This is a genomic window from Pseudomonas sp. TREG-RG-20F-10-E-6-01, assembly GCF_022662455.1.
In the GTDB taxonomy this organism is placed as follows: Bacteria; Pseudomonadota; Gammaproteobacteria; order Pseudomonadales; family Pseudomonadaceae; genus Aquipseudomonas.
Genome location: NZ_JAKNQP010000005.1, coordinates 165,846 through 188,155, shown reverse-complemented (window position 1 = coordinate 188,155; position 22,310 = coordinate 165,846). Strand labels below are relative to the sequence as shown.

19 protein-coding genes are annotated in these 22,310 nt (G+C 62.7%); 17 read left to right on the top strand and 2 right to left on the bottom strand.

The window, feature by feature from the left end; translation table 11 throughout:
• The first annotated feature begins 111 nt into the window (after positions 1-111).
• From L8K08_RS17045 to trxC, 5 genes are all read left to right on the top strand, one after another.
• Positions 112-1,737: a methyl-accepting chemotaxis protein gene (locus tag L8K08_RS17045; RefSeq protein WP_242198857.1), complete on the top strand. Its 1,626-nt coding sequence runs from the start codon at positions 112-114 to the stop codon at positions 1,735-1,737.
• Between the two features lie 232 nt (positions 1,738-1,969).
• On the top strand, positions 1,970-3,712 hold the full coding sequence (locus L8K08_RS17040; protein WP_106577559.1) for a potassium/proton antiporter: 1,743 nt from the start codon (positions 1,970-1,972) through the stop codon (positions 3,710-3,712).
• Positions 3,713-3,768: 56 nt separating this feature from the next.
• On the top strand, positions 3,769-7,107 hold the full coding sequence (gene mscK, locus L8K08_RS17035) for a mechanosensitive channel MscK (protein ID WP_242198854.1): 3,339 nt from the start codon (positions 3,769-3,771) through the stop codon (positions 7,105-7,107).
• A 48-nt stretch (positions 7,108-7,155) separates the two neighbouring features.
• Positions 7,156-8,619 (top strand): protein adenylyltransferase SelO, encoded by a 1,464-nt coding sequence (gene selO, locus L8K08_RS17030; protein WP_242198852.1) that lies wholly within the window; start codon positions 7,156-7,158, stop codon positions 8,617-8,619.
• 230 nt (positions 8,620-8,849) lie between these two features.
• Positions 8,850-9,284 (top strand): thioredoxin TrxC, encoded by a 435-nt coding sequence (gene trxC, locus L8K08_RS17025; protein ID WP_242198850.1) that lies wholly within the window; start codon positions 8,850-8,852, stop codon positions 9,282-9,284.
• 125 nt (positions 9,285-9,409) lie between these two features.
• Here the strand turns inward: trxC and L8K08_RS17020 are convergent, their stop codons facing one another.
• The gene (locus L8K08_RS17020; RefSeq protein WP_145160035.1) at positions 9,410-9,631 is read right to left on the bottom strand and encodes a DUF6124 family protein; all 222 of its coding nucleotides are present in this window, start codon (positions 9,629-9,631) and stop codon (positions 9,410-9,412) included.
• Positions 9,632-10,099: 468 nt separating this feature from the next.
• A complete protein-coding gene (locus L8K08_RS17015) occupies positions 10,100-10,870 on the bottom strand; it encodes a ParA family protein (protein WP_106577554.1) in 771 nt (256 codons plus the stop codon).
• Positions 10,871-11,219: 349 nt separating this feature from the next.
• On the opposite strand from L8K08_RS17015, the gene L8K08_RS17010 reads away from it, so the two are divergent.
• From L8K08_RS17010 to L8K08_RS16955, 12 genes are all read left to right on the top strand, one after another.
• The gene (locus L8K08_RS17010) at positions 11,220-11,939 is read left to right on the top strand and encodes a beta-ketoacyl synthase chain length factor (protein ID WP_145160033.1); all 720 of its coding nucleotides are present in this window, start codon (positions 11,220-11,222) and stop codon (positions 11,937-11,939) included.
• The gene (locus tag L8K08_RS17005; protein WP_242198848.1) at positions 11,915-12,727 is read left to right on the top strand and encodes a lysophospholipid acyltransferase family protein; all 813 of its coding nucleotides are present in this window, start codon (positions 11,915-11,917) and stop codon (positions 12,725-12,727) included. The genes L8K08_RS17010 and L8K08_RS17005 overlap by 25 nt, the downstream gene beginning before the upstream one ends.
• Complete coding sequence (locus tag L8K08_RS17000) at positions 12,705-12,974, top strand: phosphopantetheine-binding protein (RefSeq protein ID WP_010213712.1); 270 nt, start codon at positions 12,705-12,707, stop codon at positions 12,972-12,974. The genes L8K08_RS17005 and L8K08_RS17000 overlap by 23 nt, the downstream gene beginning before the upstream one ends.
• A gap of 9 nt (positions 12,975-12,983) precedes the next feature.
• Positions 12,984-13,238 (top strand): acyl carrier protein, encoded by a 255-nt coding sequence (locus L8K08_RS16995; protein ID WP_106577551.1) that lies wholly within the window; start codon positions 12,984-12,986, stop codon positions 13,236-13,238.
• The gene (locus tag L8K08_RS16990) at positions 13,235-13,780 is read left to right on the top strand and encodes a hypothetical protein (protein ID WP_106577550.1); all 546 of its coding nucleotides are present in this window, start codon (positions 13,235-13,237) and stop codon (positions 13,778-13,780) included. The genes L8K08_RS16995 and L8K08_RS16990 overlap by 4 nt, the downstream gene beginning before the upstream one ends.
• Entirely contained in the window at positions 13,777-15,447 is a 1,671-nt protein-coding gene (locus tag L8K08_RS16985; RefSeq protein ID WP_242198846.1) for an acyl-CoA synthetase family protein, read from the top strand. Before L8K08_RS16990 ends, L8K08_RS16985 begins: the two co-directional genes overlap by 4 nt.
• A gap of 242 nt (positions 15,448-15,689) precedes the next feature.
• Positions 15,690-16,424 (top strand): glycosyltransferase family 2 protein, encoded by a 735-nt coding sequence (locus tag L8K08_RS16980; RefSeq protein ID WP_242198842.1) that lies wholly within the window; start codon positions 15,690-15,692, stop codon positions 16,422-16,424.
• Positions 16,421-17,356: a glycosyl transferase gene (locus L8K08_RS16975; RefSeq protein ID WP_242198840.1), complete on the top strand. Its 936-nt coding sequence runs from the start codon at positions 16,421-16,423 to the stop codon at positions 17,354-17,356. Before L8K08_RS16980 ends, L8K08_RS16975 begins: the two co-directional genes overlap by 4 nt.
• Positions 17,340-18,881: an aromatic amino acid ammonia-lyase gene (locus L8K08_RS16970; RefSeq protein WP_242198838.1), complete on the top strand. Its 1,542-nt coding sequence runs from the start codon at positions 17,340-17,342 to the stop codon at positions 18,879-18,881. The genes L8K08_RS16975 and L8K08_RS16970 overlap by 17 nt, the downstream gene beginning before the upstream one ends.
• Positions 18,874-19,299, top strand: coding sequence for an acyl-CoA thioesterase (locus L8K08_RS16965; RefSeq protein ID WP_242198835.1), 426 nt, complete (start codon positions 18,874-18,876; stop codon positions 19,297-19,299). The genes L8K08_RS16970 and L8K08_RS16965 overlap by 8 nt, the downstream gene beginning before the upstream one ends.
• Positions 19,296-19,994, top strand: a complete 699-nt coding sequence (locus L8K08_RS16960; RefSeq protein ID WP_242198833.1) for an outer membrane lipoprotein carrier protein LolA — start codon at positions 19,296-19,298, stop codon at positions 19,992-19,994. The genes L8K08_RS16965 and L8K08_RS16960 overlap by 4 nt, the downstream gene beginning before the upstream one ends.
• A complete protein-coding gene (locus tag L8K08_RS16955) occupies positions 19,984-22,296 on the top strand; it encodes an MMPL family transporter (RefSeq protein WP_242198831.1) in 2,313 nt (770 codons plus the stop codon). The genes L8K08_RS16960 and L8K08_RS16955 overlap by 11 nt, the downstream gene beginning before the upstream one ends.
• Positions 22,297-22,310 lie beyond the last annotated feature (14 nt).

The following is a 22,310-nucleotide window of genomic DNA, read 5'->3' as shown; positions in this document are numbered from 1 at the left end:
TCAGATGCGACAAAAACGCACAGCCCCCTTTAGACTTTAGTCCTACGTCCGATAGAGGGGGACTGACCGTCTCATGGCCGCACGGATCGCGCTCTCCCCCAGGATTCCCGCATGTCGCTTCGTAATATGAATATCGCTCCGAGGGCCTTCCTCGGCTTTGCGTTGATTGGCGCGTTGATGTTGTTTCTCGGTGTGTTCGCCCTGAACCAAATGAGCAAGATCCGTGCTGCCACGGAAGACATCACCCTGGCCAGCGTGCCGAGCATTCGCGCCCTCGACGAGTTCACCCAACTGACCCTGCGCCTGCGGGTATTGTCGTACCGCCTGTTGACCAACCGCGAGCCGGAGATCCAGCAAAAAACCCTGGAAGCTTTTGAGCTGCGTAATCAGCAGATCCGCACCGCCCAGGCTGTCTACGAAAAACTCATCGAGGGTGCTGAAGAGCGTTCGGCCTACGACGAGTACGTGCGCTTGCTCGGTCAATACCATCAGATTGAAGAGCGCATGAAGAGCCTCTCCCAGGCCAATCAAGTCGACGATCTGCGCAAATTGCTCAACACCGAATTGCTCAGCAACTCCGAGCAGGTCAATGCCGTGCTCACGCGCCTGCTGGAGCTCAACAACAAAATGGCCCTGACCACCAATAAGGACGCCGAGGACCAATACAACATGGCCTTCAATATGGTGGTGAGCCTGTTGGTGATCGCTACCCTGCTGACCCTGTTGTTCGCCTGGCTGCTGACCCGCAGCATCACCCTGCCCATTTCCCAGGCATTGGAAGCAGCGGAAGAAGTGGCCGAAGGCAACCTGACCCGCCCGATCAAGGTCGACGGCAACGACGAGGCCGGACGCCTGCTGGCGGCGATGGCCAAGATGCAGGAAAAATTGCGCGACACGCTGCAACGCATTGCCGGTTCCGCCACGCAGCTGGCCTCCGCCGCCGAAGAGCTGAACGCCGTTACCGACGAAAGCGCTCGCGGCCTGACCCAGCAAAACAACGAAATCGAACAAGCCGCCACAGCGGTGAACGAGATGACCAGCGCCGTGGAAGAAGTCGCGCGCAATGCGGTCAGCACTTCAGAAGCCTCGCGCAACGCCACCACGTCAGCGGGTGACGGCCGTGATCTGGTGCAGGAAACCGTCAGCGCCATCGAGCGCATGAGCGGTGATGTGCAGGCCACCGCCACGCTGATTGGCGACCTGGCCAATGAATCGCGTGACATCGGCAAGGTGCTGGACGTGATTCGCGGCCTGGCCGACCAGACCAACCTGCTGGCGCTGAACGCCGCAATTGAAGCCGCACGTGCCGGTGAAGCCGGGCGCGGGTTTGCCGTGGTGGCTGATGAAGTGCGCGCCCTGGCCCATCGCACCCAGCAGTCGACCAGCGAGATCGAGCGGATGATTGGCAGCATTCAGGCCGGCACCGAACACGCGGTGGATTCGATGCGTAACAGCACCGAACGCGCGGAATCGACATTGAACATCGCCAAAGGCGCGGGCCTGTCGCTGGACACCATCAATACCGCGATTGTCGAGATCAACGAGCGCAACCTGGTGATCGCCAGCGCGGCAGAAGAACAGGCACAGGTGGCGCGGGAAGTGGACCGCAACCTGGTGAACATTCGTGATCTGTCGGTGCAATCGGCCACCGGCGCCAGCCAAACCAGTGCAGCGAGCAGCGAGTTGTCGCGCCTGGCAGTGGATTTGAATGGGATGGTGGGGCGCTTTCGCCTGTAAGTGACACACCTGGGTAAAAAATGTGGGAGCGGGCTTGCTCGCGAAGGCGGAGTGTCAGTCACTTGATGTGTAGCTGATACACCGTATTCGCGAGCAAGCCCGCTCCCACATCAGATCTGAGCCAACCCGCAAAAGCTTTTTGACAGCACAGCAATTCAACAGGTTAGAATCGCTGGCACGCAGACTGCATGGTCAGTTTGCGCCCTGTCTTCCCAGTTCTGGAGTACTGCCTTTGAATGCGACGACCATCAACAGCCTGTTCTTGATCGGCGCGTTGCTGGTGGGTGCGAGCATTCTGGTGAGTTCTCTTTCGTCCCGCCTGGGGATCCCGATTCTGGTGATCATCCTGGCCGTGGGCATGATCGCCGGCGTCGATGGCGGCGGCATCATCTTCGACAATTACCCGACCGCCTACCTGGTGGGCAACCTTGCCTTGGCAGTGATCCTGCTCGACGGCGGCTTGCGCACACGGGTGGCGAGTTTTCGCGTGGCACTCTGGCCGGCGTTGTCACTGGCCACGGTCGGGGTGTTGATCACCACCGGCCTCACCGGCATGGCCGCGGCCTGGCTATTCAACCTCAATATCATTCAAGGCTTGCTGATCGGCGCGATTGTCGGCTCAACCGATGCCGCCGCGGTGTTCTCGCTATTGGGCGGCAAAGGCCTGAACGAACGGGTGACCGCCAGCCTGGAAATCGAATCCGGCAGCAACGACCCGATGGCGGTGTTTCTCACCGTGACCCTGATCGACATGCTCGCCACCGGCCAGACCGGCCTGCATTGGAGCCTGCTGACCCACCTGATCCGCGAGTTCGGCATCGGCGGCATCGTCGGTTTGGGCGGCGGCTGGCTGATGTTGCAGATGGTCAACCGCATCAACCTGGCCACCGGCCTGTACCCGATCCTGGTGATCGCCGGTGGCCTGGTGGTGTTCGCCCTGACCAACGCCCTGCACGGCAGCGGCTTTCTCGCCGTGTACCTGTGCGGCCTGGTAATCGGCAACCGCCCGGTGCGTAGCCGCCATGGCATTTTGCATATGCTCGACGGCATGGCCTGGCTGGCACAAATCGGCATGTTCCTGGTACTGGGCCTGCTGGTCACGCCGCATGACTTGCTGCCCATCGCCCTGCCCGCCCTGGGCCTGGCGCTGTGGATGATCCTGTTTGCGCGGCCGCTGTCGGTGATGGTCGGCCTGCTGCCGTTCAAGGCGTTCCACGGGCGCGAAAAAGCCTTTATCGCCTGGGTCGGCCTGCGCGGCGCGGTGCCGATCATTCTGGCGGTGTTCCCGCTGATGGCCGGCCTGCCGCACGCGCAGCTGTATTTCAACCTGGCGTTCTTTATCGTGCTGGTCTCGCTGCTGGTGCAGGGCACGAGCCTGCCGTGGGTGGCCAAGCTGCTGAAAGTGACCGTACCGCCCGACCCTGCGCCGATCTCCCGCGCTGCCCTGGAAGTGCACGTTACCAGCGAGTGGGAGCTGTTCGTCTACCGCCTGGGCGCAGAAAAATGGTGTATCGGCGCGGCCCTGCGCGAACTGAAAATGCCCGAAGGCACGCGGATCGCCGCGCTGTTCCGTGGCCAGCAACTGCTCCATCCGTCGGGCAGTACGGTGCTTGAAGTCGACGATTTGCTCTGTGTGATCGGCCACGAACACAACCTGCCGGCCCTGGGCAAACTGTTCAGCCAGGCGCCGCAACGCGGTCTCGACCTGCGCTTCTTCGGCGACTTTGTGCTCGAAGGCGACGCCCAGCTGGGCGCGGTGTCGGCGCTGTACGGCCTCAAGCTCGAGGGTATCGACCCGGATATGCCGCTGAGTCGCTTCATCACCCAGAAGGTCGGCGGCGCGCCAGTGGTGGGCGACCAAGTGGAATGGAACAACACGCTGTGGACCGTCGCGGTCATGGACGGGAACAGAATCGGAAAAGTCGGCGTCAAATTCCCCGAAGGAAGTCGTCCAGGCCCTGGACTCTTCCTCTAAACTGCGGGGCTATGGCGCCACGCCCCCACCTTCTTTACCTTGCTCGACCGGTATCCATGACAACTCTGCGCACCTTTTTAGCCACTGCCCTGCTGGGTCTGACCCTCTGTGTCGGCAGCGTTTACGCCGCCGACCCGCCCAGCGCCGAGTCCATCCAGCAAACCCTGGACAAACTGCCCGACCGCAAGCTGCCCGACGCCGACATGAAGGCGTTGCAAACCATCCTGCAACAGACCCTGACCTACCTGGGCAACAAGCAGGATTACGAGCAGCGCCTTGTCGACCTCAAGCGCCAGCTCGAAGATGCTCCGCGCCAGACCACTGAAAACCAGCGCGAACTGGTGCGGCTCAAGGCCACTAAAATCATCCCGGTGGCGCAGCGCTACGCCACCCTGCCGGTGCCGCAGCTTGAGCAATTGCTGGTGCAACGCACCACTCAGCAAGGCGATCTGCAAAAAACCGTGGCCGACGCCAACAGCATGTCCGTCGCCGCCCAGACCCGCCCCGAACGCGCCCAGACCGAAATCAGCAACAGCCAGACGCGCATCCAGCAGATCAATTCGATCCTCAAGGCGGGCAAAGACAACGGCAAGACCCTCACCGGCGACCAGCGCAACCAACTGAATGCCGAACTGGCCGCCCTCAATGCCCTGATTCCACTGCGCCGCCAGGAACTGGCCGGCAACAGCCAACTGCAAGACCTGGGCAATAGCCAGCGCGACCTGGCAACCGAGAAAACCAGCCGCCTGGAGCAGGAAATCCAGGACCTGCAAACGCTGATCAACCAGAAACGCCTGGCCCAGTCCCAGCAGACCGTGACCCAACAGTCCATCGAAGCGCAGAAAGCCGGGGGCAGCAGCCTGCTGGCCTCGGAAAGCGCGGCCAACCTCAAACTGTCCGACTACCTGCTCAAGAGTACCGACCGCCTTAACGAGCTGACCCAGGCCAACCTCAAGACCAAGCAGCAACTGGACGCAGTGACGCAAAGCGACTCGGCCCTGGACGAGCAAATCAACGTGCTCAAGGGCAGCCTGCTGCTCTCCAAGATCCTCTACAAGCAGAAACAGGCGCTGCCCCGTCTCACGGTCGACCGCGACCTGGCGGACGATATCGCCAACATTCGCCTGTACCAGTTCGAGATCAACCAGCAACGTGAGCAGATCAACTCACCCAGTGCCTATGTGGATAACTTGCTGGCCAACCAGCCACCGGAAGACGTGACGCCGCAACTGCGCCGCACCTTGCTGGAATTGGCGATCACCCGCAGCGACTTGCTCGAGCGCCTGAGCCGTGAGCTGAGCGCACTGCTGAACGAATCGATCACCCTGCAACTGAACCAGAAACAACTGCTCAGCACCGCCACCACCCTGCGCGCGACGCTGGATGAGCAAATGTTCTGGATCCCCAGCAATAAGCCGCTGGACACCGAGTGGCTGGAAACCGTACCGGCGCACCTGAACAAACAGATCACCACTCTGCCGTGGGCCTCCAGCGTCAGCGAACTGTACGACGGCCTGACCCAGCGCCCGCTGTTGTTCCTGCCACTGCTGCTGTTGATCGGTGCATTGTTGTGGCGGCGTAAAGCGCTGTACCAACGGCTGAACAAGGTTCACCTGGACATCGGCCACTTCAAGCGCGACAGCCAGTGGCACACGCCGCAGGCCATCCTGATCAACATTCTGTTGGCGATGCCGGTGTCCCTGGGCCTGGCGCTGTGCGGCTACGCGCTGCAGATCGACGCCCGCGGGCAAAACGCCAACCTGGGCGATGCACTGCTGCAGATCGCCCAAGCGTGGCTGGTGTTCTACACCGCCTACCGCATCCTGGCGCCGGGCGGCGTGGCGGAACTGCACTTTCGCTGGGAGAAACCCCAGGTTGAATTCCTGCAAGGCTGGGTGCGCAAACTCGGCCTGGTAGTGCTGGCATTGGTGGCCGTAGTGGCCATCGCCGAGCACCAACCCGAGGCGTTGGCCGACGACGTGCTGGGCATCGGTGTGGTGCTGACGTGCTACGCGTTGATGGCCTGGTTGCTGGGCCGCCTGCTGCTGAACAGCCCGACCCACGAGAAAGCCTCACTGTTTCGCAAAGCCGTGGGCCTGGTGTTCACCGCCCTGCCCGTCGCCCTGTTTCTGGCGGTGTGCTTTGGCTATTACTACACCGCGCTCAAACTCAGCGACCGCTTGATCAATACCCTGTACCTGCTGATGTTCTGGCTGGTGATCGAAGCCACCTTCGTGCGCGGCCTGGGCGTCGCCGCACGGCGCCTGGCCTACGCGCGTGCACTGGCCAAACGCCAGGCAGCCAAGGAAGCCGGGGATGGCGAAGCGGTGATCGAAGAACCGACCCTGGACATCGAACAGGTCAACGAACAGTCCATGCGCCTGATCCGCCTGGCCCTGCTCGGCGGCTTTATCGCGGCGCTGTACTGGGTGTGGAAAGACCTGATCACCGTGTTCTCCTACCTGGACAACATCACCCTGTACGAATACACCAGCGGCACCGGCGCCAACATCAGCATGGTGCCGATCAGCTTCGGCGACCTGCTGGGTGCGTCGATCATCATCGGCATCACCTTCGCCCTGGCGCGCAACTTGCCGGGTTTGCTGGAAGTGCTGGTGCTGTCCAAGCTGGACCTGGCTCAAGGCAGCGCCTACGCCACAACCACCTTGCTGTCGTATGTGATTGCCGGCGTCGGCTTTGTCTCCACCCTGTCCACGCTCGGCGTGAGCTGGGACAAGTTGCAATGGCTGGTGGCAGCGCTGTCGGTGGGGTTGGGCTTCGGGATGCAGGAGATCTTCGCCAACTTTATCTCCGGCATCATGATCCTGTTCGAACGCCCGGTGCGTATCGGCGACACCATCACCATCGGCAACCTGTCGGGCACGGTCAGCAAAATCCGCATCCGTGCGACGACCATCACCGACTTTGACCGCAAAGACATTATTGTCCCGAACAAGACGTTTATTACCGGGCAACTGATCAACTGGTCGCTGACCGACACCATCACCCGCGTGACCCTGAAACTGGGCGTGGACTACGGCTCCGACCTGGACCTGGTGAAGGAACTCTTACTCAAGGCGGCGCGAGAAAACCCGCGTGTGTTGAAAGAGCCGGAACCCCACGTGTACTTCCTCAACTTCGGCGAAAGCACCCTCGACCACGAACTGCGCATGCACGTGCGCGACCTCGGTGACCGCAACCCGGTGATCGACGAGGTGAACCGCTTTATCAACCGCGAGTTCAAGAACCACCACATCAACATCTCGTTCCGCCAGATGGAGGTTTACCTCAAGAACCTCCACGGCCAGGAATACAAACTGGTGGAAGTCGACACCCCAGCCAAACCCGCCAACGACGGCGGCGTGCAAGAACCACCGCCGAGCAAACTCGACTAACGCGCCTATCCCCAGCAGAATGCTCGGACATTCTGCTGGAGATGGCCGGTGAAAGCCCTCGACGAACTGACCTTCGACAACCGCTTCGCACGCCTGGGCGACGCGTTCTCAACTCACGTACTGCCTGAACCCCTCGATGAGCCGCGCCTTGTGGTGGCGAGCAATGCCGCCATGGCTCTGCTCGACCTCGACCCGGCGGTGGCCGACACGCCGGTGTTTGCCGAGCTGTTCAGCGGGCACAAGTTGTGGGCCGAAGCGGAGCCGCGGGCGATGGTCTATTCCGGCCACCAGTTTGGCGGCTACACCCCGCAACTGGGCGACGGCCGTGGGCTGTTGCTGGGCGAGGTGTACAACGAGGCCGGCGAACACTGGGACTTGCACCTCAAAGGCGCCGGGATGACGCCTTATTCGCGCATGGGCGACGGCCGCGCGGTGCTGCGCTCTTCGATCCGCGAGTTTCTCGCTTCCGAAGCCTTGCATGCGCTGGGCATTCCCAGCAGCCGCGCCCTGTGCGTGATCGGCTCCATCACGCCCGTCTGGCGCGAGAAACAGGAACGCGGCGCCATGGTGCTGCGCCTTGCGCACAGCCATATCCGCTTCGGGCATTTCGAATATTTTTACTACACCAAAAAGCCCGAGCAGCAGGCTGAACTGGCCGAACACGTGTTGAACCTGCACTACCCCGAGTGCCGCGAGCAGCCCGAGCCGTACCTGGCGATGTTCCGCGAAATTGTCGAGCGCAATGCCGAAATGATCGCCAAATGGCAGGCCTATGGCTTCTGCCACGGCGTGATGAACACCGACAACATGTCGATCCTGGGCATCACCTTCGACTTCGGGCCGTTTGCGTTCCTCGATGACTTTGACGCGCATTTCATCTGCAACCACTCCGATCACGAAGGGCGCTATTCCTTCAGCAATCAGGTGCCCATTGGGCAGTGGAACCTCAGCGCGCTGGCCCAGGCGCTCACGCCGTTTATCAGCGTTGACGCCTTGAAAGAGGCGCTTGGCCTTTACCTGCCGCTGTACCAGGCCCATTACCTGGACCTGATGCGCCGCCGGCTTGGGCTGACCACCGCCGAAGACGATGACCAGAAGCTGGTGGAGCAGTTGCTCAAGCTGATGCAGAACAGCGGCGTCGATTACACGCTGTTCTTCCGCCGCTTGGGCGATGAGCCCGCAGCGCAATCTGTGGCGCGGCTGCGCGATGACTTCGTCGACCTCGCAGGGTTTGATGCCTGGGCCGAACAGTACAAAGCCCGCGTTGCGCGAGACGGGGACTACAGCGAAGCACAGCGCCGCGAGCGCATGCACGCGGTAAACCCGCTGTACATCCTGCGCAACTACCTTGCACAAAACGCCATCGCCGCCGCCGAGTCAGGCGACTACAGCGAAGTACGTCGATTGCATGAAGTGCTGAGCAAACCCTTTGAAGAGCAGGCCGGGATGGAACAATACGCCCAGCGGCCGCCGGATTGGGGCAAGCATTTGGAGATTAGTTGCTCATCGTAAGTTCGCAAAAACGATACGTTTACGGTGGCGAGCGGGCTTGCCCCGCGTTGGGCTGCGAAGCAGCCCCAAAATCTGCAATGAAGATCTGCCTGATACAACTCGGTTACTTTACTGGGGCTGCTCCGCAGCCCAACGCGGGGCAAGCCCGCTCGCCACAGTTATGTATTTGCCTTGATAAATATCGGCGCTGGCTCCAAATAGAAACTATTGGCCATCTCCAGGAGCCCTCAATGTCCGAACCTCTCGTCATTCCCTGCCCCCATTGCAACGGCCTTAACCGCATCCCCGGCGAGCGCCTGGGTGATGCGCCTAAATGTGGGCGCTGTAAACAGGCGGTGTTGTTGAACAAGCCCTTTGAGTTGAAACAGGGCGACTACGCCAGCCAGATCAAGGGCGATCTGCCGCTGCTGGTGGATGTGTGGGCGGAATGGTGCGGGCCGTGCAAGTCGTTTGCGCCGGTGTTTGAGCAGGCGGCTGGGCAGTTGGAGGGCAAGTGCCGGTTGGCCAAGCTCGACAGCGAGGCCAATCAGCAGCTGTCAGCGCAGTTGGGGATTCGCTCGATTCCCAGCTTGATTCTGTTCAAAAACGGCCGCGAAGTGGCGCGCCAGAGTGGGGCATTCCCATTGCCGCAGTTGATGAGCTGGTTGCGTAGCCAGGGCGTATAACCCACACCCAACATCAACTCGGTCAAATGTGGGAGCTGGCTTGCCTGCGATGGCATCCCCTCGGTTTGCCTGACAGACCGGGTTGTCTGCATCGCAGGCAAGCCAGCTCCCACACTGACCGCGTTTTAAGCCCGTGCTACGGGGGTTTCGCGGTCCATCATCTGGCCTACGAGTTGTACGCCCAGCTCGCTTAATTGATGGATGGCCAGGGCGACGTCGCGGTGTTCGCCGCTTAGGTCGTTGGACAGCTTGAGTAACAGCGTGCGTACGGAAGAGAAGGTTTCGTAGCTGTTGAGCACGAGGGTTTCGGTGGGGAGGTTGGGTGCAACGGTATAAAGGTTAACCATGGAACGTCTCCGAGCGGGAGCCGCAACCAGCCGCTACTAAACGGAGGGTGGCAGCTGTACGCAGGTTAGTAGACCGGGGAGACGCAACCGGCGCGCTCGAAAGCGCCCTCCGTACAGCCACCATCACGCTCAGGAAGACCCTGACCGAAGAGTTGCTGTACGTCTCACCACGGGCTACTAAACCCGATCGCTGAACATTCAACGACCGAAGAACCTTAGAGACGCCCATCCAGACGCACAAGCCGGCGGATTCTGGCTTATCTGTAGGCAGCGAGACAAGGCGCTACCCCGCTTGCCAGACGTGTCCTACAGCCTCTGCGGGACAAATCCAAATCCCCTGCAGGAATGCAAAAACAAATGTGGGAGCGGGCTTGCCTGCGATGCAGGCAACTCGGTTTGCCAGTTAAACCGAGGTGATGCTATCGCAGGCAAGCCAGCTCCCACAGGGTCAGGCGGTGCCGGCAAGGATCACGCGCTTTCCAGCAAGTTATGCAACTCCACAAACTGCTGCGTCAGCTTGTGCCGTGGGTCCAGGTGGATCAGCGGCTTGCTCTCCTGGTGCGACTCGCGCATGCGCACGGAGCTGGCCAGGTACACCGGCAGCACCGGCAGGCCTTCGGCAATCAGCTCATCGAGCATCTGCTGCGGCAGGCTCGCGCGGGCCTGGAACTGGTTGACCACGATGCCTTCCACTTCCAGGCCTTCGTTGTGGTCTTCCTTCAATTCTTCGATTTCCGCCAGCAGGCCATACAGCGCCTGGCGTGAAAAACTGTCGCAATCGAACGGAATCAATACACGATCAGCAGCAATCAGCGCCGAAACCGCATAAAAATTCAGCGCGGGCGGCGTGTCCAGGTAAATCCGGTCGTAGTCCTCGCTCAGTTCATCGAGCAGCTTTCGCAGCTTGTTGATCTTGTGCTTGGCCTCAAGCTTGGGCTGCAGGTCGGCAAGCTCGGCCGTCGCGGTAATGACGTGCAGGTTGTCGAACGGCGTTTCGTAGATATCCACGCGGTTTTTCTTGGAAAACGGCCCGGATGACAGGGTTTGCTTGAAGAACTCGGCGATGCCCATCGGGATATCGTCGCCGGTCAGCCCGGTGAGGTACTGAGTCGAGTTGGCTTGCGCATCGAGGTCCACCAACAGGGTTCGATAGCCTTCACTGGCGCTGACCGCCGCCAGGTTGCAGGCAATGCTGGACTTGCCAACGCCGCCTTTCTGATTGAACACCACACGCCGCATGGAAAAACCTCCGTGTATCAATGAATGTCCGAGTGTAGAGGGCAAAAGCGCCTGTTAGCTACCTCGTTCATCCATGCACTGGCGCATTGCACGGCCGGATGCGCGATACCCGTAATCCGGCGCCGACAAACTAAAAGGAATACTCCGACGACCCCGTCAGTCCTCACGTAAAGGACAATCTGTAAATCTTTCCCAGTAAATTGTAATCAGCCGTGAACAATTCTTTACCAAAGTTTGCTAGAAGCCCGCAGCACCGGGATAATGCGCGCCATTCGGCCTGCGTTCCCTGTCCCGGTATTCGGGGCCAACGGCCGCACATGGAAGCCCGCAGGGGCGGGATAACTTCTCAGTGATCACTTTCAACATCGCCCAATGGCGCGCCTGGGCTCCCGGCCTGGAGAGTGCGCACGACTGGCACGCCTGGTGCCAGGCCCCAGTGGCGCTGCCTGCCAGCGATGCTTGGCCTGACGTGTCCTTTTTGCCGGCCATGCAGCGCCGACGCCTGAGCCGCCTGGCACGCATGGCGTTCAGTGTCGGCTGGCCGTTGGCCGAAGGCCTGCAAGACCTGCCGCTGGTGTTTATTTCCCGGCACGGCGAAACCCCGCGCACCCTCGACATCCTCAGTGATCTGGCCGACGGCCAGCCACTGTCGCCGACCCAGTTCAGCCTATCGGTGCATAACGCGGTGATCGGCCTGTGGTCGATCCTGCGCAATGAAACCAGCGAAATGACCGCGCTCGCCGCCGCAGGCGACGGCCTGGAGCACGGCATGCTCGAAGCCGCCGCGCTGCTCAACGAAGGTGCCCCGGCGGTGTTGCTGGTGATCACCGAGGAACAGCCCCCCGAAGCCTACGCCAGCTGGATTCATGACGTGCCCTTCCCTTACGCCCTCGGCCTGCTGCTGACACCGGGCGACGAGTGGCGACTGGAACTAAACAGCGGCGCTGTCCAACTCACTCAAACCCAGTGGCCCCACGCCCTGAACCTGCTACGCACCCTGCTCACCGAACAGGTTGCCTGCCAACATGCCTGGAAGAACCGTGTATGGAACTGGCAACGCAAGCCCTGACCGAAAAACCCCGGGACGCCTATTACTGGCGCCTGTTTGCCACCGCCGCGAGCTTTTTCTTCTTCGGCGTCGGCGGGTTGTGCCTGCGTTTGCTGGTGTTTCCGCTGCTCAGTTGCCTGCCAGGCAGCGCTGAAAAACACCAGCGCCGCGCCCGCCACACCATCAGCAAACTGTTCTGGTTCTTCGTCCGCCTGATGCAGCGCGCCGGCGTGTTGACCTACAGCGTCGAAGGCGCGGAAAAGCTCGGTCGCCCGGGCCAGATGATCATCGCCAACCACCCATCGCTGATCGACGTGGTATTCCTGATCGGCCTGATGCGCCAGACCAACTGCGTGGTCAAGCAGAGCCTGTTTCAGAACCCGTTCACCCGCGGGCCGGTGCGCGATGCAGGCTATATCAGCAATGACGGCAGCGCCGACATGCTCGACGCCGCCGCCGAGGCGTTACGCCAGGGCCAGACCCTGATCATTTTTCCCGAGGGCACCCGCACCACACCCGGCGCGGCGCCCGCCTTTCATCGCGGTGGCGCCGCCATCGCGCTGCGCGGTGCGACAATCATCACCCCCGTGGTGATCAAGGTCAGCCCTACGACGTTGACCAAGGCAGAACCCTGGTACCGCATTCCCAAACGTCGATTTCACTTCAGTTTGCGCGTGGGTGCCGATATAGAACCACACACCTTTGCCGCACTCGGGCCCGCGCCCCAGGCTTCACGCAAGCTCAACGATTACCTGCACCACTATTTCATTAAGGAGCTCGCCGAAGATGAGCGACCAACACCGCCTTGAGCACGACATAAAGATGCTGATCATCGAGGCCCTGGGCCTGGAAGACATCAGCGTCGACGACATCGGCAGCGAGCAGACCCTGTTCGGCGAAGGCCTGGGCCTGGATTCGGTAGACGCCCTGGAATTGGGCCTGGCGATCCAGAAAAAGTACGGCATCAAGATCGATGCCGACGCCAAAGACACGCGCAATCACTTCACCAACGTGGCCAGCCTTGCGGCGTTCGTCACGGCCAGACAGGCAGCTTGAGACCGGACCATGCAAACTCGTGACGATATTTTCAACACCCTGCGCGACGCCTTGGTGGAACTGTTTGAACTGGAGCCTTCGCGCGTCACCCTCGACGCCAACCTGTACCAGGACCTGGAAATCGACAGCATCGACGCCGTGGACTTGATCGATCACATCAAGCGCCAGACTGGCAAGAAGATCGCGGCCGAAGAATTCAAGGCCGTGCGCACCGTGAACGATGTGGTTGAGGCGGTGTACCGTCTGGTCGCACCTGCCGCATGAGCCGGCTGATCGGCCTTGGCCTGTTGTTGGCGGGGCTGTTGTACCCTTTTGCGGTGTATTACGGCACCGAGCACTTTGCGCCGTGGCAATTCGGCCTGCTGCTGGGCAGCCTGTGGTTGCTGCGCGCGCTGACCGGCGCACGCCGCCCGGGCAGCCGCTGGATGGCGATGGCGGTGATCGTGTTTTGCCTGCTGCTGGCCTGGTTCGACAACCCGCAGCTGCTGCGCTGGTACCCCAGCCTGGTCAGCGCGTTCATGCTGGCGCTGTTCGGCTTGAGCCTGAAATACGGCCCGCCGATGGTCGAGCGCCTGGCCCGCATCACTGAACCGCAACTGCCGCCCGAGGCCATCCGCTATACGCGTCAGGTCACCGTGGTGTGGAGTGTATTTTTTCTGTGTAATGGCCTGCTCGCCGCCGCCCTCACCCTGTGGGCGCCGCTGAGCTGGTGGACGTTGTACAACGGCCTGATCGCCTACGGGCTGATGGGGTTGTTGTTTGCCGTGGAATGGCTGGTACGACAAAGGGTTCGAGGCCGCGTATGAATGGGTTGAAACTTGAGCACCTGCTGCTTGAGCCGCTGCAACAGCGCTGGGTTACCACCGAGCCTGAAATGAACCATGCCCAACTGTGGGCGCACTCCCTGAGCCTGGCGGCGGGCTTGCAAGCGCGCGGCATCCGGCGTTTGGCCGTGCACCTGGAAGACGCCGGCCTGTTGGCCATTGCCCTGCTGGGCGCCTGGCGGGCCGGGGTCAGCGTGCTGCTGCCGGCCGACCTGCAACCCCAGACGCGCCAGCGCTGGGACAACGCTGTGGACGCCTGGCTGGTTGAGGCCGCCGATCTCGACACGCTGTATCAGCCGCCGTTGAGCGCCGCCGCACTCGACCTGGACGCCTGCCACTTGAGCCTGTGCACCTCCGGCTCCAGTGGCGAGCCCAAGCGCATCGACAAGACCCTGCGCCAACTTGCCAACGAAGTGGAAGCGCTGGAAGCCTTGTGGGGCGCGGACCTTAAAGACGCCTGCATCATCGGCAGCGTCGCCACCCAGCACATCTACGGGTTGCTGTTCCGGGTGTTGTGGCCGCTGTGCGCCGGGCGCACCTTTGTACGCAAACAACTGGCCTTCCCCGAAGACCTGCAGCGCGCCAGCCGTGAACACCCACAATTTGCCTGGGTCGCCAGCCCCGCGCTGCTCAAACGCATGGGCGACAACCTCGACTGGCCCGCCCTGAGCCACGTGTCGCGGGTGTTTTCGTCCGGTGGCGCGCTGCCCATCGAGGCTGCCGGCAGCCTGTACGACCGTTTGCAGCAATGGCCGACGGAAATCCTCGGCAGCTCGGAAACCGGCGGCATTGCCTGGCGCCAAGGCGCGCAGCCGTGGCAGCCGTTTGCCGAGGTCGAACTGAGCCAGGATGCCGACGGCGCCCTGCGCATTGCCTCACCTTATCTACCTGCTGGGCACATTGAACAGACCGCCGATGCCGCCCGCATCCACTGCGACGGGCGCTTCGAGTTGCTCGGCCGCCTGGACCGTATCGTCAAGCTGGAAGAGAAACGCATCTCCCTGCCGATGCTCGAACAGGCGCTGATGGCCCACGCCTGGGTCGCCGAAACCCGCCTGGGCGTGGTGCAGGAAAACCGCGCCTCGCTCGGCGCGCTGGTGGTGTTGAGCGCCGATGGCCTGCATGCCCTGCGCAATCAAGGCCGCCGCGCCGTCACTCAAACCCTGCGCCAGCACCTGAGCCAACATTGCGAAGCCCTGGCGCTGCCGCGGCGCTGGCGGTTGCTGCGCCAGTTGCCGTTGAATGCCCAGGGCAAACTGCCTCAAGCCGACGTCACAGCGCTGTTACTCGCCCCCCGGCCCAAAGCGCCGGACGTGCTGGAGCAAGTGCAAGCCAACGGCGAATGGACCGTGCAACTGAGCATCCCGCCGGACCTTGCCTACTTCAGCGGCCACTTCCCCGTCACGCCGGTGTTGCCGGGCGTGGTGCAGGTGGAATGGGCCTTCAACCTCGGCCAGCAGTTGCTCGACCTGCCCGCGACTTTTGCCGGCATGGAAGTGCTCAAGTTCCAGCAACTGGTGCGCCCCGGCGACCAGGTTGAACTGCACCTGCGCTTCGACCAGGAACGCGGCAAGCTGTACTTTGCCTACCGCAATGGCGTCGCCGCCTGCTCCAGTGGCCGGATAGTGTTGGAGGCGCCAAGTGCATAACCCTTTGTGGCCAGCGGGTTTCCTGTGGCCAGCAGACTTTTTGTGGCGAGCAGGCTTGCCCTGCGCTGGGCTGCGAAGCAGCCCCAGTAAGGTAATCGAGGTGTGTCAGGCATACCGAGTTGGCAGGTTTTGGGGCCGCTTCGCAGCCCAACGCAGGGCAAGCCTGCTCGCCACAATGAGCCCGCTCGCCACAACAAGCGCGCTCACCACAGTAAGCCCGCTACCCGTCGGTTGGACCAGCCATGCATAACCCCTGCGCGCTCATCCCGGTCTACAACCACGAAGCCGCCGTACCGGCCGTGGTGCACAGCCTGTTGAACAGTGGCCTGCCGTGCCTGCTGGTCGACGACGGCAGCAGCCCGGCGTGCGCGGCGGTATTGGCGCAACTGGCGACACTCGACAACGTCACCCTGCTGACCTTGCCCAACAACCAAGGCAAAGGCGGCGCGGTCATGGCCGGTTTCCGCGAAGCCGCACGCCGGGGCTTCACGCACGCGCTGCAAGTGGACGCCGACGGCCAGCACGACCTGCGCGAAGTCGAGAGCTTTCTCGATACTTCACGCAGGCACCCCGACGCGGTGATCTGCGGCTACCCCGAATACGACGACAGCGTGCCCAAGGGCCGCTTGTACGCGCGCTACCTGACCCACGTGTGGGTGTGGATCAACACCCTGTCGCTGCAGATTCGCGACTCGATGTGCGGCTTTCGCGTGTACCCGCTGGCGCCTACGCTAGCCCTGATGGACTCGGCCTACATCGGCACGCACATGGATTTCGATTCCGACATCCTGGTGCGCCTGGCCTGGCGTAACCAGCCGATGCGCTGGCTGCCGACCCAGGTGCATTACCCCGCCGACGGCCTGTCGCACTTTCGCCTGTTTCGCGACAACGTGCGCATCTCGGCCATGCACACGCGGCTGTTTTTCGGCATGTTGGTGCGCGCGCCGATGATTCTGTGGCGACGGTGGCAGGCATGAGCGACCGCACCAAACACTGGGCCGACCGCGAGGAGCGCGGCAGCTTCTGGCTGATGAAGCTCACTGCCGTCGCCGCCAAGGTCCTCGGCCGTCGCCTGCTGAGCCCGTTGCTGTACAGCATCGTGCTGTACTTTTTCCTATTCGGCCGCACCGCGCGCCACAGCGCCTGGGAATACCAGCAACGCCTGGCCGACTGGAGCGGGCGCGATGAGCTGCGGCCCACGCATAAAAGCGTCTTCGGCCAGTTCATGGCGTTTGCCGACTCGCTGCTCGACAAACTCGACGTGTGGAACGGCAAGCTGCGCATCGAACAGATCGAAATCAACGACCCGGCGCAATTGCGCGGGCAACTGCGCGGCAAGCGCGGGCAGATGCTGGTGGGCGCGCACCTGGGCAACCTCGAAGTGTGCCGCGCGCTGGCCGAGATCGGTGAGCAAGTCACCATGAACGTGCTGGTGCACACCAAGCACGCCGAGCGTTTCAACCGCCTGCTGGGCGAAGCCGGGGCCACGCATTTGCGCCTGATCCAGGTCAGCGAACTGGACCCGGCGACCATGCTGCTGCTCAGCCAGCGCCTGGACGACGGCGAGTGGCTGGCGATTGCCGGCGACCGCGTGCCGCTGCACGGCGGGCGCAAGGTGCGCGTGGATTTCCTCGGCTTTGACGCGGCGTTCCCGCAAGGTCCGTGGCTGCTGGCCGGGCTGCTCAAATGCCCGGTGAACCTGCTGATGTGCCTGAAGCACGACGGTCGTTATCGCCTGACCATCGAGCCGTTCGCGCAATTGATCGAATGGAAGCGCAGCACCCGCGAGCAGGTCATCGCCCTGTGGACCGCGCGCTACGCCGCACGCCTGGGCCAGTTCTGCCTGGAAGCGCCCCAACAGTGGTTCAACTTTTACCCTTTCTGGAAGACCGATGACGACGCATCTTGAGCCGGTAACCTTTGGCGAACGCGCTTTGCGCATTGAAGACGTGCTGGCCTTGGCCAACCGTCAGGCGCCCACGCAGTTGCAGGACGACGCCGCGTACCGCCAGCGCATTGCCAAAGGCGCGCAGTTCCTCGACTCGCTGCTGGACAAGGAAGGCGTGATCTACGGCGTGACCACCGGCTACGGCGACTCGTGCGTGGTGGCGGTGCCGTTGCAGCACGTCGAGGCGCTGCCGCGTCATCTGTATACCTTCCACGGTTGCGGCCTGGGCAAATTGCTCGACGCACAAGCCACCCGCGCCGTGCTGGCAGCGCGTTTGCAGTCGCTGTGCCACGGCGTGTCCGGGGTGCGTGTGGAGTTGCTCGAGCGGCTGCATGCGTTTCTGCAACACGATGTGCTGCCGCTGATTCCGGAAGAAGGCTCGGTAGGCGCCAGCGGTGATTTGACGCCGCTGTCCTACGTGGCCGCGACCTTGTCCGGCGAGCGTGAAGTGATGTTCCGTGGCGAGCGTCGCCAGGCGGCTGACGTGCACCGCGAACTCGGTTGGGAGCCGCTGGTGCTGCGCCCCAAAGAAGCCCTGGCCTTGATGAATGGCACTGCCGTCATGACCGGCCTGGCCTGCCTGGCCTTCGCCCGCGCCGACTACCTGCTGCAACTGGCCACGCGCATTACTGCGCTGAACGTGGTGGCGCTGCAAGGCAACCCGGAGCACTTCGACGAGCGCCTGTTCGCCGCCAAACCGCACCCGGGGCAGATGCAAGTCGCCGCGTGGCTGCGCAAAGACCTGGCGATTGATGCACCGACCGCGCCGCTGCATCGCCTGCAGGACCGCTACTCGCTGCGCTGCGCACCGCACGTGCTTGGCGTGCTGGCCGACAGCTTGAACTGGCTGCGTTCGTTTATCGAAATCGAAATGAACAGCGCCAACGACAACCCGATCATCGACGCCGAAGAAGAGCGCGTGCTGCACGGCGGGCACTTCTACGGCGGGCACATTGCCTTTGCCATGGACAGCCTCAAGACCCTGGTGGCCAACGTCGCCGACCTGCTCGACCGCCAGCTCGCGCTGCTGGTGGACGTGCGTTACAACCACGGTTTGCCGAGCAACTTGTCCGGCGCGCCGGCCGATCGCGCGATGATCAACCACGGCTTCAAGGCCGTGCAGATCGGCACCAGCGCCTGGACCGCCGAAGCGTTGAAAAACACCATGCCGGCCAGCGTGTTCTCGCGCTCCACCGAGTGCCACAACCAGGACAAAGTGAGCATGGGCACCATCGCCGCCCGCGATGCGATCCGCGTGCTGGAGCTGACCGAGCAAGTCGCCGCCGCCACGCTGCTCGCGGCCAACCAAGGCGTGTGGCTGCGCGCCCAGGCTGAAGATGCACGCGCCCTGCCGCCGGCCTTGGCCGCCATGCATGCAGAACTGGCCAAGGACTTCCCGCCGGTCATCGAAGACCGTGCGCTGGAAGGCGAACTGCGCCTGTGCCTCAAACGTATTGCCGAGCAACACTGGAGGCTGCATGCGTAGCCAGGGCGTGTTGCATTGCGACACTGAAATCCTCGTGCCGTTTTTCGACATCGACACCATGCACGTGGTGTGGCACGGGCATTACGTGAAGTACCTTGAAGTAGCGCGCTGCGCGCTGCTGGACAAGATCGGCCATAACTACACGGCGATGCTGGAGTCCGGCTACGCATGGCCAGTGATCGACATGCAGCTGCGCTACGTGCGCGGCGCGGTGTTCGGCCAGACGATCAATGTGCGCGCCAGTTTGGTGGAGTGGGAGAACCGTTTGAAGGTCAATTACCTGATCACGGACCTCGCCAGCGGCGAACGCCTGACCCACGCCAGCACCGTGCAAGTGGCGGTAGAAATCGCCAGCCGCGAAATGCAGCTGGCCTCCCCCAACGTCTTCACCGACGCCGTAGAGAGAGCCTTGAAATGAGATTCCCTGTGGGAGCGGGCTTGCCCGCGAAGGACGTTAACGATAACGCGAACCGCCTGACACTGCGCAGCGCCCTCAGGTTCTTCGCGGGCAAGTCGAATCGTCGCACCGCCGCTCCCACATTAATTGGGTTGTTGCTGAGCTTCAGCGCCCATGCCTTCGACCTGCAACAGCTCAGCGATCAGTTGGCAAAACCGTCCGTGATCCACGGCAACTTCATCCAGGAAAAACACCTGCGCGCCCTGCCCCAACCCTTGGTCAGCAAAGGCACCTTCGTGCTCGCCAAAGACCATGGCCTGTTGTGGCTGTTGAAAACCCCACTGCAGCAAGACTACCGCATCAGCGCCCAAGGCATCGCGCGCCGTGACGCCAATGGCTGGCAACTGCTGCCAAACAAGAGCGCCGGGGCCGAGCAGAACCGCCTGTTTCTCGCCGTGCTCCAAGGCGACAGCAGCGGCCTGCAACGCGACTTCGAATTGCAACTGCAAGGCGAAGCCAAGCAGTGGAAGCTGACGCTGATCCCGCGCTCATTGCTGCTCAAGCAGGTCTTCACCCAGATCAATATCGACGGCGGCGAGTTGGTGCAGACCATCCAACTGCTGGAAACCCAAGGCGACAGCACCGTGCTGCGCATGCAGGACAGCACTGCCGCCCAACCATTAAGCGATGCGGAGCAACACGACTTTGCCCAGTGAGCGCCTGCTGCCGCGCCTGTTCCTGATTCTGCTGGTGGCCGTGCTGGCGCTGGCCGGCTGGCAGTGGCGCCATGGCGCGCCGCTGTCGGCCAACCTGATGGAGCTGGTGCCGGGCAGCACGCCGGATGCGCTTGAGCTCAAAGCCGAACAACGCATGCAAGAGCCGCTGAACCGCGAAATGCTGGTATTGGTCGGGCATGCCGATCGGCAAACAGCCGTGGCGGTGGCGCAGCAATTGGGCGAGCGCTGGCAGGCCAGCGGGCTGTTTGAAAAAGTGCAGTGGAACCTGCAAGCCGACTTGCCGGCCCTGCGCGAGCAATTGCTGCGCGGACGTCTGGCGATGCTCTCGGCCAAGGACCGCGAACAACTGATCGAGCATCCCGACGCCTTCATCCAACAGCGCGTGCAAGCACTGTTCGACCCCTTCACCGGGTTCAGCCTGGTGCCGAGCCAGGACGACTGGCTGGGCCTGACCGGGCGTATCCAGAACAGCCAGCCGCAACACGGCTCGGTGCAACTGGATATCGGCAGCGGCACCTTGATCGCCGATGCCGACGGCAAAAGCTGGGTGATGTTGCGGGCGCGCACCACCGGCAATGCCTTCGACATGAAACTGCCGCTGCAAGTGGCGGATCTGCTTCAGGCCAGCCGCGCGCAGGCCGGCGAGCAAGGCGCGCAATTGCTCGCCGCCAGCGGTTTGCTCTATGCGGCCAATGGGCAGCAGCAGGCGACCCGGGAAATCACCTGGGTGGGCGGCGGCGCCACGCTGGGCATCCTGTTATTGCTGTTGCTGGCGTTCCGCCGCTGGCGCGTGCTGCTGGCCTTTGTGCCGGTGCTGGTGGGCATGTTGTTTGGCGCGGTGGCCTGTGTGGCGCTGTTCGGCCATATGCATGTGATGACCTTGGTGCTCGGCTCCAGCCTGATCGGCGTGGCGGTGGATTACCCGCTGCATTACCTGTCCAAAAGCTGGAGCCTGCAGCCGTGGCGCAGTTGGCCGGCGTTGCGCCTGACCCTGCCGGGGTTGAGCCTGAGCCTGGCAACCAGCTGCATCGGTTACCTGGCGCTGGCCTGGACGCCGTTCCCGGCGCTCACCCAGATCGCGGTGTTCTCTGCCGCCGGTCTGGTCGGCGCCTACCTGTCGGCCGTGTGCCTGTTGCCCGCGCTGCTCAACGGCGTGGACCTGCGCCCGGCGCAATGGCCGCTGCGCATCGCTGAAGGCCTGTGGCTGCTGCGGGCCACCTTGATCAAACACTTACCGAGCCCGCTGCTCCTGGCGCTGGTGCTGCTGTTTTGCGCCGGTGGCCTGTGGCACCTGAACAGCAAGAACGATATCCGCCAATGGATCGGCGCTCCGCCGCAATTGCTGCAGGAAGCCCAGGCCGTGGCGCGCATCACCGGGTTCCAGCCCACCAGCCAGTTCTTTCTGGTGCGCGCCGACAATCAGCAGCAGTTGCTCGAACGTCAGGCAGCCCTGGGCCAGCGCCTGGATCAACTGGTGAACATGGACAAGCTGCAGGGCTACCTGGCGCTCAACCAGCTGGTCAACCTGCCCGCCGAGCAGCAACAGCTGCGCGACGCGCTCAACCAATTGCCGCAACACTGGCAGCCGCTGTTGGACCTGGGCGTGCCCGCCAGCGCCCTGCACGCCGAAATCGCGCAACTGCAAGCCTTGCCCACCGAAGACATCGACGCGGCGCTGGTCGGCCCGCTCGCCGAGCCTTGGCGCACGCTGTGGCTGGGCCCGGTGGACGGCGGCGTGGCGGCGATGGTCAGCTTGCAAGGCCTGAACAACCCGGCGCTGCTGCGGGTGCAGGCGCTGGACCTGCCTGGCGTACAGTTGGTCGATCGCCTGGGCGACTTGAACCGGGTATTCGCCGACACGCAGATCAGCGCCGCTGAATTGAAATTGATGTCGTGCGTGCTGATCGTGCTGTTGCTGATCCTGCCGTTCGGTTTTGGCGGCGCCTTGCGCATCGTCGCCCTGCCGCTGCTCGCGGCGCTGTGCAGCCTGGCCAGCCTGGGTTGGCTGGGCCAGCCACTGACCTTGTTCAGCCTGTTCGGCCTGCTGCTGGTCACGGCGATCAGCGTTGACTACGCGATCTTGATGCGCGAACAGATCGGCGGCCCTGCCGTGAGTCTTTTAGGTACGCTGCTGGCGGCGCTGACGACCTGGTTGTCGTTTGGCCTGCTGGCGGTGTCGAGTACACCGGCCGTGAGCAATTTCGGCCTGTCGGTCAGCCTGGGCCTGGCCTTCAGCTTTATGCTGGCGCCCTGGGCCGGCCATCAGAAGCACGCCTTATGAATGTGATTATCGCC

Bases quoted from the DNA above. Each gene is read 5' to 3' on its own strand.
- L8K08_RS17045 (WP_242198857.1), top strand. From the start codon at position 112: ATGTCGCTTCGTAATATGAATATCGCTCCGAGGGCCTTCCTCGGCTTT.
- mscK (WP_242198854.1), top strand. From the start codon at position 3,769: ATGACAACTCTGCGCACCTTTTTAGCCACTGCCCTGCTGGGTCTGACC.
- trxC (WP_242198850.1), top strand. From the start codon at position 8,850: ATGTCCGAACCTCTCGTCATTCCCTGCCCCCATTGCAACGGCCTTAAC.
- L8K08_RS17020 (WP_145160035.1), bottom strand. From the start codon at position 9,631: ATGGTTAACCTTTATACCGTTGCACCCAACCTCCCCACCGAAACCCTC.
- L8K08_RS17015 (WP_106577554.1), bottom strand. From the start codon at position 10,870: ATGCGGCGTGTGGTGTTCAATCAGAAAGGCGGCGTTGGCAAGTCCAGC.
- L8K08_RS17005 (WP_242198848.1), top strand. From the start codon at position 11,915: ATGGAACTGGCAACGCAAGCCCTGACCGAAAAACCCCGGGACGCCTAT.
- L8K08_RS17000 (WP_010213712.1), top strand. From the start codon at position 12,705: ATGAGCGACCAACACCGCCTTGAGCACGACATAAAGATGCTGATCATC.
- L8K08_RS16995 (WP_106577551.1), top strand. From the start codon at position 12,984: ATGCAAACTCGTGACGATATTTTCAACACCCTGCGCGACGCCTTGGTG.
- L8K08_RS16990 (WP_106577550.1), top strand. From the start codon at position 13,235: ATGAGCCGGCTGATCGGCCTTGGCCTGTTGTTGGCGGGGCTGTTGTAC.
- L8K08_RS16985 (WP_242198846.1), top strand. From the start codon at position 13,777: ATGAATGGGTTGAAACTTGAGCACCTGCTGCTTGAGCCGCTGCAACAG.
- L8K08_RS16980 (WP_242198842.1), top strand. From the start codon at position 15,690: ATGCATAACCCCTGCGCGCTCATCCCGGTCTACAACCACGAAGCCGCC.
- L8K08_RS16975 (WP_242198840.1), top strand. From the start codon at position 16,421: ATGAGCGACCGCACCAAACACTGGGCCGACCGCGAGGAGCGCGGCAGC.
- L8K08_RS16970 (WP_242198838.1), top strand. From the start codon at position 17,340: ATGACGACGCATCTTGAGCCGGTAACCTTTGGCGAACGCGCTTTGCGC.
- L8K08_RS16965 (WP_242198835.1), top strand. From the start codon at position 18,874: ATGCGTAGCCAGGGCGTGTTGCATTGCGACACTGAAATCCTCGTGCCG.
- L8K08_RS16960 (WP_242198833.1), top strand. From the start codon at position 19,296: ATGAGATTCCCTGTGGGAGCGGGCTTGCCCGCGAAGGACGTTAACGAT.